This is a genomic window from Paraflavitalea pollutisoli (assembly GCF_029360705.1).
Classification (GTDB): domain Bacteria; phylum Bacteroidota; class Bacteroidia; order Chitinophagales; family Chitinophagaceae; genus Paraflavitalea; species Paraflavitalea pollutisoli.
In genome coordinates this window covers 450,529-463,895 of record NZ_JARKMX010000003.1, presented here as the reverse complement: position 1 = coordinate 463,895, position 13,367 = coordinate 450,529, and the positions used below count along the sequence as shown (strand labels likewise).

Below are 13,367 nucleotides of genomic sequence, written 5' to 3'. Positions count from 1 at the left end.
GCCGGTTGGAGCATAGGCAACAAAAAAGCCGCACGAAGGCGGCCTCTTTGTTCTTAAACCTCAAAAAAACGTTTATTCATAAATGACTTTGTAGACATACGACTCCTGGCTATTGATGGCCAGTATCCGCAACACATACACACCACTCACTACCCCCGGGCCGCGGTGCAATTGCAGTACACCCTGCGGGCCTTTCTGCATGATTTGCTCCTGCACGGTTTGACCGGTAGAAGTCATCAGTGTCAACTTGTACGTTTCCTGCTGGGTAGCAGAGATGGCAATGTTGAGCACCTGCTTGACCGGGTTGGGATACAATCCGATCGAATTCACTACCGCTGTCTTCATGCTGATGACATTGCTGTAGGTTATTTTTCCATCATTGCTCACAATGCGCAGCCTATAGTAACCCAAAGACAGGGGTGATTCGTCGGCAAAAGCATAGATGCTCTGGGCATTGAGCTGCCGTGAACTCACCGTACCGAGTGTCGTAAAGGAACCGTCGGCAGCAGTACTTCGCTCTACCACATAAGACCTGGTGTCGAGGTCACGTTGCGTACCCCAGTTGAGGTGATTGATGCCATTGATCTGCCTGCCGGAAAGCTTTACTTCAGTGGGCAGGGTTCCGCCACACATACCAGTTACTTCAAAGTAAGAAAGCTTTGAAAGACAACCATTGTTCACACTCATATGACATACATAGGTACCGATATCCGATGGCAGCAGGTAAGGTATCCGGTAAGAAGTGGTATTGCTGACCAGTACGCTATCCGTAGCACTCTTTTTCTTGTACCATTTGTAGCTGGCATTGGCTGTAGAGTCGACTTGCAGGTTCACTTCATTGTAGTAACAATCCGAACTGGCGTAAATCAGGGTGTTGGCCAGTGGCAGGATGTTGACGTCATTAAGCGTAGCATTACCACAGGCATCCACTGCGCGCAAACGAACTAGCGAGTATTGCACACCATTGGTGATGGTAAATACGGGGCTTGTTTGTCCGGTGGCATTGATGCTCGGCGAAGCCGGTATGCTACCAATGATCTCATAAGCGAAAGGACCAGTACCACCTGTCACCACGGCGCCCACGCTAAAGTTATTATTATCACACTGATAAGCCGCCGATTGCTGCAGACCCGGGAATGAGTAGGGCACCACTTCGATGGTATCATAGATCTTTCCCGTACAGTTGGGTACAGTGTACTGCACAATGTAGCTGGCCGGCTCCAGGTCTACAAACTTAAATTGTGTACCAACATTGGAAGCGTAGTTAATGGTTGTGTTGGTATTGTTCTTCTTGATGATCACGGGTTTCACCACGCCCATGTTAGAACTAACATCGATATCGATATCCGTGGCGCCGTTTTCCCATACGCCAGAAGGACATTTCGATTTCACAAACTTTGTCTTGTTGATGATACTGGGCTTCGGCGTTACCAGGACTGTATCACGGCCACCGCAATTGTCGATACCGATCACCGTATATTGCTGGCCACCGGTCAACGGCTGAAGTGCGCTGATCAACACGGGGCTGGTGGCAGACGTGGTATTTATCACCGTTACACCAACCGGGTTCAACACCTGTACTTTGTACGGCGCATTGCCACTACTGAAAGTAACGCTGAGATCTGTCGTCCCGAAAGTACACGACTCCTTGGCAGAAACGGAGATAGTGATCGATACAGGGTTTGCATTGAAGCGACGTACAATGATCGTATCGTAACAGGTATCTTTGATCCGTGCCTCATAGTAACCCAACGGTAGTTTGGTGAAAGTACCGTTACTGTTCTTGACGATAAAGTTACCCAGGGTATCGTAAATCAGATATTCTGGATTCTTGATATTGTTAGGGTTGTTCACCTTAGCGGTAAAATCGCCACAGGCGATTGCGCTAACGGAGACGCTTCCACCGCTGGGTACATCCCTTTTCACCGTGTTACATCTTTCGATGACAGTATCGTAACAATTGGGTTTTACACGAATACAGAAGTTGCCATAAGGCACATTATTGAAAGTACCTGTGCTATTACTATCGATGGCTACACTGGATGCGTTGTATAAAATATACTTGGCAGTTCCGAGGTTCGATCCCGACACTTTAGCCGTAAAACCATCGCAACCTTTACCACTGATATTGATCACGCTGGACAGAGAAGGTTTGGGTCTGTTGGGAGTAAAACATTGTGTAATGGTGGTATCATAACAGCCAGCCCCATTCTTGACTTTTACACAATACGTACCAGTCGTGATATAAGGAAGATTATTGAAAATCCCATCGTTGTTACAGCTGATCTCGCTTCCATTCGGTGCGTAGAGGCAATAACGGGGATTCTCCAGGCCGGTCTGGCCAGTGACACGAATATTGAAGTTGTTACAATTGTAGGTAAAGTCGGGAGCAGCGTTTATACTCGGCCGGGTACGAGGCACGGTAATGCAACGCTCGATCGTCGTATCATAACATACATCATTTTTGATCCTGATGCAATACCGTGTGTCGAATTGCAGGTTGTTGAAAGTGCCAGTGTTGTTACAGTCCACTTTAACATTGCCTTTATAGAGACAATACTCCGGATTGGTTAAGTTACTCTGTCCTTTTATTGATGCCGAGAAGTTGGCACAGGAAGAACTATTGGTCGATACATCTAACGACACGGACGGAACGGGCGCTTTTTCAGTAAAACAACGTGTAAGCGTAGTATCATAGCATCCATCTTTAATTTTTATACAATAAGATCCGTAAGGAATATTCGTAAATACACCATCAGTACTGGTAGCTATCTGTGGACCAGTTGCCGTTTTATGCAGCGTGAAAGTCGGGTTGGTCATATTCGACATATAGACCACCGAAGCACTGAAGGTAGCACAAGCTTTCTCGTAGGTATTGATCCAGTCAGCCGCCGTAGGCTTAGCGCGTGTTGCGGAGAAGGGCCGGCGGATCGTGGTATCATAACAATTATCGCGGATATCCACATAATAGTTACCATAGGCCAATCCCGGCATTACCCCGGTAGTATTATTACCCAGGTAAGCACCCGCTGCGGTATACCAGTTGTAGGTAGGATTCGTCAGGTTAGCCTGACCAGTTACTGTGGCCTTGAAATTATCACAGGTAAGGTCACTGGTGGTGACACTCGCATTTACCGAAGGCACGTTGGGGTCAACCCAGGTTTTTACCTGTGTAGTACCGCAAGGATCCTTGACTACTACCGTAACGGAGCGCTTTTTCCCGATCAGGAAACGGAACGTACTATTGGTAGACCATACGGTATCGCCGGCACTTCTTACAACTCCAAATTTGAAGTTATTGAACACGGTCGTATTGCCTTTACTATCTCCCAATCTAACGCTTACCTGCGCACTATCGCAACCAACTTTGGAGATGGTAACACCATCTACCCACCATTGGTAGTTCAAAATGGTGATGCGGCGGGTTTGTTGACCGCCGCAGGAATCTTTTAGTTGAATAGCATACTCGCCGGCTACCAATCCGGTAAACTGTCCGGTGGTATTGGTAGTACCCACTTTCGATGGCGAAGGGGCCACGATGGTATAGCTGAAGGGAGAACGTCCACCGAGCAGGTTGGCTACCGTTACCGTTCCGTCGTTACCATTCATACAGGTCACGTCGGTCTTGTTCAGTACAAACCTGGGCTCACTATAAGAACCAGGTACTACGATATTGTATTTTTCGGTAACACAATTTGTAGTAATGTCCTTAACACTCACTGTATAAGTGCCGGCAGACAATCCGGTAATGCTGGTGGATGAAGTGTAGGCCGTGGATACCGGCCCGGTTACTTTAATGTTGTAATTACCCGATCCTCCGGTGACGTTGACCGTCATACTACCGGTGGCGATACACCGGGATTCCCGGGTAGTCGTGGTAAAATTCAACTTGGTACAGTCCTGGGCCACTCCAAGGAGGGGGGGCAGGTACAGCAGGGGCACAAGAAGCCCAATACGCATCAATTTCAACAGGCTCTTCATGGGGTACGATTTCGGATTATTTTTCTATAGGATATAGGCTCTTATTGAAATACGAGAATAAAATAAATAGCTTTTGGCCATTAATGCAAGTGTCTCTGGATAACTTATTAAGGAAAAGCATGCTATCATGGAAGCGGGAAGATTGCATGGCAATTAATAAACATGTACAGGAAAGCTGATAGACAGCCTATTGAAGGGGTATTGAGAATGGCAGCCGGGCAGTATTAAATTTGGGTGCGGAACGGGTAAATGTGGATAATTATTATGTCGCCTTGGCGAAACGTTGTGCAGAACAGGCGGGTCTTTGGGCATTCCTGCGACGAAGTCAACGGGGATTAACCGCTTCCTGAACTGCTTTAATGGATAGATTTAGGAGAGCAGAACAAAAAAAGCCATTCCGGATACCGGAATGGCTTGAATATATTGATCCTGGAGGAGATTAAACCTTGAAGTGAGCGAAAGCCTTGTTGGCTTCAGCCATACGGTGCGTATCTTCCTTCTTCTTGAATGCACCACCTTCACCCTTTGCAGCAGCTACCACTTCGTTAGCCAGCTTTTCAGCCATGCTACGACCGTTTCTTTCACGGCTGTAACGGATGAGCCACTTGATGCTCAGGGAGATCTTTCTGTCTGCACGAACTTCAGCAGGGATCTGGAAAGTAGCACCACCGATACGACGGCTACGTACTTCTACAGCCGGGGTAACGTTAGATAATGCTTTCTTCCAAATTTCATAACCATTTTCGTTAGTCTGCTTGGAAATACGATCCATAGCATCATAAAAAATGGTGAATGCTGTATTCTTTTTCCCCTCCCACATCAGGTTGTTGACGAAACGGGTAACCAGAGCATCATTGTATTTTGCGTCTGGAGCCGGGGCAATTTTTTTGGCTTTAGTCTTCCTCATTGTTATCGCTTGTTTATAAGTTGGACCAGCCTTGCCGATCCGGTTTTATCTTACTATGTTGTTATCCGCGGAAGCGGGTGTATGTACACAAACGGGGACCGCCAGTTACTATTTCTTGGCTTTCTCGCGTTTAGTACCGTATTTAGAACGGCTCTTCTTACGATCCTTCACACCAGCTGTATCAAGGCTACCGCGAACGATATGGTAACGAACACCAGGTAAATCCTTTACACGACCGCCACGAACCAACACAATGGAGTGCTCCTGCAGGTTATGACCTTCACCGGGTATATAGGCAATCACCTCTACTTTATTCGTTAAACGTACCTTCGCTACCTTACGCAAAGCCGAGTTAGGCTTCTTGGGAGTAGTTGTATATACACGGGTGCAAACACCGCGACGGAACGGACAGCTATCCAAAGCCCTTGACTTGCTCTTGGCCTTGATGATCTCTCTTCCTTTTCTTACCAATTGTTGAATTGTAGGCATTCTGAACCTTTTATTTTTGGGACGGCAAAGGTAAAACCCAGCCAATTAAATACCAAATCTTAATCTACCATTTTACGTAATTATCGGGCCGAATGTGGATAAACTCTGAATTAAGGCCCGCCAAATGCTGCCTATAACCGCTGTAATACATTCACAGTTAATGGCTAACACGCCCGGTGTTAAATTTTGAACATCCAGCCATGATTGTCAGTAGTTTTTCCTTCGCGGATGCTGTCCAGCCGGCGTTTCATCTCCGGAGCCGTTTTCCAGCCCTCTACATCGAAGCTCATTACAAAGTCTTTGTAAGTCAGTTCCCGGATCGGAGAAATCGTCGCAGCCGTACCGGTACCGAATACTTCCTTCAGTTTTCCGGCTTTGTAAGCCTCGATCACCTCATCGATGTTCACCGGCCTTTCTTCCACCGTAAGTCCCATTTCTTTCAAAATGGTGATCGCACTATCGCGCGTGATGCCCGCCAGGATCGTTCCGGATTCAAGTCCGGGTGTGATGGCCTTATTATCGTCCAGGATGAAGAATACATTCATCGTACCGATCTCCTGTACATATTTATGCTCAGCTGCATCCATCCACAATACCTGGTCAAACCCCTTGCTCCGGGCCTCAGCGGTAACCATCATACTGGCACCATAGTTACCGGCCACCTTGGCAAACCCAACGCCGCCCGGAGCAGCCCGCGTGTAGGTCTCTTCCACGTAGATCCGTGCCGGCGCCGCGTAATAAGGCCCGGTAGGGCTCAGGATGATCATAAACTTGTAAGTATCAGATGCTTTTACACCAATCACTTCATCGGAAGAGAACATGAAGGGACGGATATACAGAGAATGATTTTCCTTATTGGGAATCCAGCTCTTGTCCAGGTTGATCAACTGGCGCATACCCTCAATGAACAGATCTTCAGGCACTTCAGGCATTTGCATGCGGCGAGCTGAAACATTGAAACGCTGGTAATTATCGTAAGGACGGAAAATAAATGCTTCACCTGCCTCATTCCGGTAAGCCTTGATGCCTTCGAAAATGGCCTGACCGTAGTGCAGCGACGCGAGCGAAGGGCTCAGTACCAGGGGCTGATAGGGCTTGATCTCCACATTCTTCCACTCACCATCGATGTAATCGGCTTCCAGCATGTGGTCCGTAAAATACCTGCCAAAGGGGATGTTTTCCAACGAAATATCGTTCAACTTACTCCTTTCAATTTTTGTAACAGGTATGCTGTATGCATCAATCATAATCCAGTATTTTTGAACCGCAAAGAAACAATTAAACTGGCTGCCTGCAAAAAATCCAGGCAGTTTTTGCTAACAATTGTTAGCATCATGATCAGTTTTCCATCCATCGTCAAAATGACCCATAATCAATTGTATGTCGGCGTATAACATAGAATTACCGGGAGTTGTGCTGGCCGGGCTTTACAAAAAAACCATCGTGCAGGGAGAAGGCAAAGCTGTACTCGAAGGAGGCAGACCAGCCGTAGTGGAAGAAAAGCCGGCCACAGTGGTCGCTCCGACCGTCGAGGCCCAGCAACCCGTTGCACCAGCCATGTCCGCCAGCGCCGCAACCCCGACACCAGCACCGGTTGCCCTGGTCACACCAATGCCTGCCCCTGTTACCGCAGCCGCCGCACCATTGGAAATACCAGCGACGCCACAGCCCGCAGCCGCCGCACCTCCACCAGCGGCCGGCCATCTCTATAAAATGCTGGGTAATAACCGGCAACAGGTAGCCGTCGTGGTTCGCTGCCCCGGCGAAGCCTTCCTGCCCGAACATCACCTGCAAATGCTGACTAAAATGCTGGGCGCCTGTAAACTCAACCTGGGCGATGTCGCCATTATCAACGATGCCGCCCAACGGGTAGATATACAGATACTGAAAGAACAGCTTACGCCCAGACGCGTACTGCTGTTTGGCGTTAAGCCCGAAGAGGCCGGCCTGCCCCTCTCCTTCCCGCTATTCAAAGACCAGGAATATGCAGGCACCACCTACCTCTATACCCCGTCGCTCGATGAACTGAATACAGAAACAGACGATGGTAAATTGCTGAAACGTCGTTTGTGGGATAGCCTGAAGAAGATATTTGGCGTTTGATGACCCATAAACCAAATCGATGATAAGACTCATATTCGCGACCAACAACGCACACAAAGTAGAAGAGATACAACAAACGATCGGCACAAAGATCACCGTGATCAGCCTGAAAGACGCCGGTATCGACATCGACATCCCCGAACCCCACGATACCCTCGAGGCCAACGCCACCGAGAAATCACGCACCATCTGGGGGCTTACCAGGGTCAATTGTTTCAGCGAAGATACCGGTCTCGAGGTGGAAGCCCTGCAGGGCGAACCGGGCGTAAAAAGCGCCCGCTATGCCGATGGTGACCAAGCCTTTGACAATAACATCGACAAATTATTGCATAAACTGGGTAATAATCCCAATCGCCGGGCCAGGTTCCGTACGGTCATTTCCCTCATCTGGGAGGGCCAGGAATACCAGTTTGAAGGCATCTGCGAAGGGACCATAATACCAGAAAGGAAAGGAAGCGGTGGATTTGGATATGACCCCGTCTTTGTTCCTGCAGGAAGTAACCTTACTTTTGGAGAAATGAGCCTGGAAGAAAAGGGCCGGATGAGTCACCGCCGCAAAGCGGCCGACAAGCTGGTTTCCTTTTTGCAGGAAATGGTACTGCATACCTGACCACCCTGGTGAATGCTGCGGATTCTGTTGAAAGATCACCCCACGACACCACTTCATAATATTTATTTAAAAATTTGGATCAACTAAGCAACTATAACATTTCTGAATCCGACTTGATAAGAGGCAGTATTGCGGGCGACCGGCGCATGCAGGAAGAACTGTATAAACGTTTCGCACCAAAGATGTATGCTGTATGCCTGCGTTATGCCAATAATGCCGACGATGCCCAGGACCTGCTTCAGGAGGGATTTATCAAAGTGTACAAAAACCTTCATCGCTTCCGTTCGGAAGGCTCGTTTGAAGGATGGGTCAGGAGAGTTTTTGTCAATACGTCAATAGAACACTTTCGTAAAAAATCGGCTCAGTTATCGAGCGTCAGTGAGAAGGAAGAGAATACCATCGAAGACGCAGATATTACCGCACTCGATAGCCTGGCAGAAAAGGATATCATCAACATCGTACAGGAGTTATCACCCGGATACCGAACCGTATTTAACCTGTATGTGATAGAAGGATATTCGCACAAAGAGATCGGCGAAATGCTCGGCATCAGTGAAGGAACCAGTAAATCACAACTGGCCCGCGCCAAGTCGATCCTGCAAAAGAAAGTAGCACAGTATTTAAGCGACACGAAAAAATCCTTTACCCGCTGATATGTCCGCCAACAACAAACATATTCTTCACGACTACGAGACACCTCCACCAGCAGGCGTTTGGGACACTATTAGCGCCCGTCTGGATACAGAATATGATGCCCGTGAAGGAAGAATAACCGACAAACTTTATGCTTGGGAAGCCACCCCACCACCTGCTGTATGGCAGCAGATCCACCTGGCCCTGGAAGTAAACGAAGCAGCCCGTGAAACGGCCCAGTCATCAGCCGCTCCGGCAAAAGTCATTCGCCTCCCGTTTCGGCAGATCGCAGTAGCTGCCATTGTGCTCATCGTAGCAGGCCTGGTTACCTGGAGTTTTCTGAATCAGGAACAAGCCACCACAGCACAGGGCGGACCACAGATACCCGCCGCCGTTGCCGACACCGACAATACCAAAGTACAACCTTCCTTACCTGCCGTGGATGCATCGATCGCCATTCGGCCCCGGCAACGTATCGATGTAGCCCGCAGGGTCAGCAGCGACGCCAGGCTGATACCCGGCTATAGCGCTGCCGTCATAGAGGAAGATCCTTTCAATGATATACAATATGCCGCGGTAAAAGATATGCGGGCACAGACCACCACACACAGAACCGGCATCAAAGCGCCACTGATCAAAGATGCCAATGGTAATATCATACTGGACAAAAACCTCATTATCTCCCGCGACAAGAACTACATAATCATTACCTGTCCCAATGGCGAGCAAACCAGGATATCGGCCAAGTTCCTGCCGGTACTCACCGATCTCAATGCCGCCGCAGATCCCACAGAGTACTTCGATGCGGTGATCCGGGAAAGCAGTATCTGGAAAGGTAAGTTCACGCAATGGAGGTACAAACTGATGCAGGAAGCCTCTTTTATGCCAACCGCCACCAACTTCCTCGACATCATCGCACTGAAAGAACTCATCGAAGAACAATAGACTCCCCGGAGGCCCCCATCGTATGGCAAGAATAAAAGTAGACCTACCAGCCGAATTTGCTTTTACCACCCAGATCCCGGTTCGCATTACCGACCTCAATTATGGCGGACATGTAGGCAATGATACAATACTATCCATCCTCCACGAAGCACGCGTGCAGTTCATACAACACCATGGTTATACCGAGTTGAAACTTGCAGGCGTAGGATTGATCATGAGTGACGTCGCTATCGAGTTTAAACAGGAATTATTTTACCCCGATAACATCAGGGCTTCTGTAACTGCAGGCGACCTCACCAAAGTGTCTTTTGACCTGTATTACAAACTGGAGAAAATAGTGGAAGGAAAGACTATACTGGTAGCAGCCGCTAAGACCGGTATGGTTTGCTTTGATTATGAGAAGAAAAAAGTAGCTGCCGTTCCCGGGGAAGTAATAGAAAAGTTTGGACTTTAGCTGTTCCAGATCCGCCAGCTTTCTTCTGCCTGGATCACCAGCATATCGGCGCCATTCTTGATCACAGCGCCACGCTCCTCCCCTTTTTGCAGGAACAGGGTTTTAGCCGGATTGTATACCAGGTCAAACAGATAATGCTGACTGGTGAACAACCCGTAGGGCAATGGCGGACATTCGTCTACCTTGGGGTAAGTGCCCACCGGTGTCGTATTGATGATCAGCGAATGCTGCGCAATTACCTCCGTCGACAGGTCTTCATAGCTGATCTGCCGGCCAGTAAAAGGAGTACGCGATACTTCCAGAAAGATGATACCGAGTTTTTCCAGCACAAAATGAACCGCCTTGGCAGCACCACCGGTTCCCAGTACCAACGCCTTCTGGTGATGGGCGGCCAGTAACGGGCGAAGCGACTCTTCAAAGCCCGTTACGTCGGTATTGTATCCGTGCAGTTTTCCCTGAACAAACTTGATACAGTTACAGGCGCCGATCTTTTTCACCACATCGCTTTGGTGATCCAGGTAGGCGATCACCTTTTCCTTATAGGGAATGGTAACATTGAGGCCAGCCAGGTTGGGATATCTGGCCAACACTTCCCGTAAAACGTCAATATTCTCCAGGGGAAAATTGTCGTACACGCAGCCCTCGATCTGCTCTTTGCTGAACTTGTCAGTAAAGAACCGTTGAGAGAAAGAATGACTCAACGGATAACCGATCAGGCCGTATTGTTTCATTAAGCTTCTTCTTTATTGAGGAACAAGCTGAAAGTATCTCCACGCAGCCCCACCCGCATAGCTTCCAGCGAGATCATTTCTGTGGGAGCAATATTGCCGAGGTTCACATTGCACCCCAACAGCTCGATGAAATACAATTGCTGTGCTTTTTGCGGAGCTTCCCAAAGGATCTTTTCACCTGGTATCTGGGTGAGGATCTCCTGCACCAGACCTTCCCGTACTTCACCGCTGCCGCGGTAAATACCAACGTTGCCGGCTTCGCGTGCTTCAGCGATCACATAGGTAGCGCCGGCATTGAGTTCCGCACGCATCAGTTCAATCCATTTATAGGGAGGGATGATATGAGCCGCATCTTTGCTGCCCACTTCACTCAGGATGGTTCCATGTTTGGTAAGCTTTTCTATGTAGCCACACTTTTCCGCATGGGGTATCGTGATGGATCCATCACTCACTTCCATGTATTCGATACCATAATCTTTACAAACAGCGATATAATCGTTGAACTGGTTGCGAACGAGGAACGCTTCGAACAACGTGCCGCCAAAATAAATGGGAATGTTATAAGACTGATATACTTCGATCTTTTCGCGCAGGTTGGGTGTGACGAAAGAGGTTCCGAATCCCAGTTTTACGATGTCCACATGTGGACCCGATACACTCAGGAAATTATGCACTTCCGGGATACTCAGACCCTTATCCATCACCATGGTGATTCCATTGGTACGGGGCTTAAGGTTTCTATCAGGAATCTGTGTGAGATTAAAATTCATTCGCTGGATTTTACAATTACGGTTTTCTAAAGCCGGCGCAAAAATAGGGAAGAAACAGACAAAAAGCGCATACAGCCATTCCTCGTATATTATATTAAACCCGTATAAGACAATTAATTGTCTTATACAACAGGTTGCTGCTACAAAGGTTGCGTGCCTTTGCTTACGCAAACCAGGGTATACCTGGCATCATTTATTGGGACTTGTTTTTCTTGAAACGCGCCACCACATCTACTACCAGCTGGTGCTGTAGCAGGGCTGGGTTAAGTTGTACCAGCTTCTTGACCATCCGGGGTGCCACATGCATGGCCTGCTCCAATTGCAAAAGAGCTTCCTTGACCCTGCCCAGGGCAAAGTATACACCAACCAGGTAAAATAAGAACAACGGCTTTCCATCGGTCATCTTGATGGCAGCCTTGACCTGCTCCAGCGCCTCTTCATAGAACTCACCATTGTAGAGGCAACGGATCAGAGCTTCCCAACTGGAAATATTTCGCGGACGTTGACGTACTACATTCGAGAAATACTGGATAGCCTCCTTGTATTCACCCAGCTGCATTTTACATTCACCCATGGCCATATTGTACTCCGGTTGCATGCGGTGTATCTGCAAGGCAGTTTCCAGGTGCTTAATGGCAGTAGGCCATTGGGCCTCGTTGATATACGTATAGGCGATCTTGTAGTGCAGCTTGCTGTCTTCCACATTCAGGTGCGACGCTTTGCGGTAGTAGAACCTGGCCTGCGCATAGTTCTTCATACGATCATAGCAATGACCGATCGCCTCGTAAATCACGTCTTCGGGACGTGACAACTCCAGCACCTTTTCCAGCACTTCAATGGCGTCTTTGTACTTGCGCATCCGGATGAACGCGTCACCCATATTACGATAAGCGTAGTCGAACTTCTCGTCGATCACGATGGCATAATTGTAGGCATCGATGGCCTTCTCATAGAGCTTCAACCCCTGGAAGGCGGCAGCCAGGTTGAACCAGGCTAACTCACTGTAAGGGTATTCATCGATGATCTGCTGGTGCAGCTGAATGCTTTCCTCGTTGCGCCCGGTGAAATCCGTCCAGAAACAGATCTTGTACAAGGCCTCTTCATTATTGGGTTCCTGCCCAAGGATCAGCTTCAGGCAATCGAATATTTTGTCGAACTCCTCATAATCATCATAAACGTCCGCCAGCTCAAACAAAAGCTCAATACGCTCCTGTCCTTCAAAAAGCTGCAGGGCGTTTTCCAGCAATGCCACCGCCTTTTCCTGTTGATCGAGCGCCAGGTAGGCGTCGGTTTTCAGTATGTACAGGTTGATATCGTTACTATCCAGTAGTTCCGCATGCTCCAATATGGTCAGGGCCTCCTGGTAATGCCGGGTGGCAATTAGCAGATCCGCTTTCTTGATCTGCAACATGGCCGAATAGGGATATTGCTCAATACCAATTTCCGCCGCCTCCAGGGCTTGTGGCAGGTCCTCCCGGTCATCGAAATAATCGATGATCCGTTCGAAGGATTCTTCGTCCAGGAAGGAGTGACTGCGACCTGATTTTAGATTCTGAAATTGCTTCACCAACTCCCTAAGTTCCTCATTATCATTACGTGATGGATTATCTCTCATGTATTTCAGCAATGGTTTATGTAAAATACCTTTTTAGTGGATGCACGCCAATTTTTTCTTATCGACAGCCTGTTGATAACTGCCCTTGAAAGAGACTGAACCTGAATATTTTAACAGCGCCTTGCAACA

Annotated in this window: 12 protein-coding genes; 5 read left to right on the top strand and 7 right to left on the bottom strand. The window is 48.3% G+C overall.

The window, feature by feature from the left end; all coding sequences use genetic code 11:
* Positions 1 to 72: 72 nt before the first annotated feature.
* The 4 genes from P2W70_RS09715 to P2W70_RS09700 all read right to left on the bottom strand — a co-directional run bounded on the left by P2W70_RS09715 (position 73) and on the right by P2W70_RS09700 (position 6,624).
* Positions 73 to 3,981, bottom strand: coding sequence for a T9SS type A sorting domain-containing protein (locus P2W70_RS09715; RefSeq protein WP_276481252.1), 3,909 nt, complete (start codon positions 3,979 to 3,981; stop codon positions 73 to 75).
* Positions 3,982 to 4,420: 439 nt separating this feature from the next.
* Entirely contained in the window at positions 4,421 to 4,888 is a 468-nt protein-coding gene (gene rpsG / locus P2W70_RS09710; RefSeq protein ID WP_276481251.1) for a 30S ribosomal protein S7, read from the bottom strand.
* 108 nt (positions 4,889 to 4,996) lie between these two features.
* Positions 4,997 to 5,377, bottom strand: a complete 381-nt coding sequence (rpsL, locus tag P2W70_RS09705) for a 30S ribosomal protein S12 (RefSeq protein ID WP_054281116.1) — start codon at positions 5,375 to 5,377, stop codon at positions 4,997 to 4,999.
* A 179-nt stretch (positions 5,378 to 5,556) separates the two neighbouring features.
* Positions 5,557 to 6,624, bottom strand: a complete 1,068-nt coding sequence (locus tag P2W70_RS09700; protein ID WP_276481250.1) for a branched-chain amino acid aminotransferase — start codon at positions 6,622 to 6,624, stop codon at positions 5,557 to 5,559.
* Positions 6,625 to 6,757: 133 nt separating this feature from the next.
* Between P2W70_RS09700 and P2W70_RS09695 the strand changes: the two genes are divergently transcribed.
* The 5 genes from P2W70_RS09695 (at position 6,758) to P2W70_RS09675 (ending at position 10,122) form a co-directional block, all read left to right on the top strand.
* Positions 6,758 to 7,480, top strand: a complete 723-nt coding sequence (locus P2W70_RS09695) for a hypothetical protein (protein ID WP_276481249.1) — start codon at positions 6,758 to 6,760, stop codon at positions 7,478 to 7,480.
* A gap of 19 nt (positions 7,481 to 7,499) precedes the next feature.
* Positions 7,500 to 8,090 carry an RdgB/HAM1 family non-canonical purine NTP pyrophosphatase gene (gene rdgB / locus P2W70_RS09690; protein WP_276481248.1) on the top strand — a complete coding sequence of 197 codons (591 nt, stop codon included), beginning with the start codon at positions 7,500 to 7,502 and terminating at the stop codon, positions 8,088 to 8,090.
* Between the two features lie 113 nt (positions 8,091 to 8,203).
* The gene (locus tag P2W70_RS09685) at positions 8,204 to 8,743 is read left to right on the top strand and encodes an RNA polymerase sigma factor (protein ID WP_276481247.1); all 540 of its coding nucleotides are present in this window, start codon (positions 8,204 to 8,206) and stop codon (positions 8,741 to 8,743) included.
* Between the two features lies 1 nt (position 8,744).
* A complete protein-coding gene (locus tag P2W70_RS09680) occupies positions 8,745 to 9,668 on the top strand; it encodes an anti-sigma factor (protein WP_276481246.1) in 924 nt (307 codons plus the stop codon).
* 22 nt (positions 9,669 to 9,690) lie between these two features.
* Entirely contained in the window at positions 9,691 to 10,122 is a 432-nt protein-coding gene (locus tag P2W70_RS09675) for an acyl-CoA thioesterase (RefSeq protein ID WP_276481245.1), read from the top strand.
* Here the strand turns inward: P2W70_RS09675 and P2W70_RS09670 are convergent.
* The 3 genes from P2W70_RS09670 to P2W70_RS09660 all read right to left on the bottom strand — a co-directional run bounded on the left by P2W70_RS09670 (position 10,119) and on the right by P2W70_RS09660 (position 13,238).
* Entirely contained in the window at positions 10,119 to 10,853 is a 735-nt protein-coding gene (locus P2W70_RS09670) for a shikimate dehydrogenase family protein (protein WP_276481244.1), read from the bottom strand. The two genes, P2W70_RS09675 and P2W70_RS09670, sit on opposite strands and share 4 nt — an antisense overlap.
* Positions 10,853 to 11,623, bottom strand: a complete 771-nt coding sequence (locus P2W70_RS09665) for a phosphosulfolactate synthase (protein WP_276481243.1) — start codon at positions 11,621 to 11,623, stop codon at positions 10,853 to 10,855. Before P2W70_RS09665 ends, P2W70_RS09670 begins: the two co-directional genes overlap by 1 nt.
* Before the next feature lie 193 nt (positions 11,624 to 11,816).
* Entirely contained in the window at positions 11,817 to 13,238 is a 1,422-nt protein-coding gene (locus tag P2W70_RS09660) for a tetratricopeptide repeat protein (protein WP_276481242.1), read from the bottom strand.
* Positions 13,239 to 13,367 lie beyond the last annotated feature (129 nt).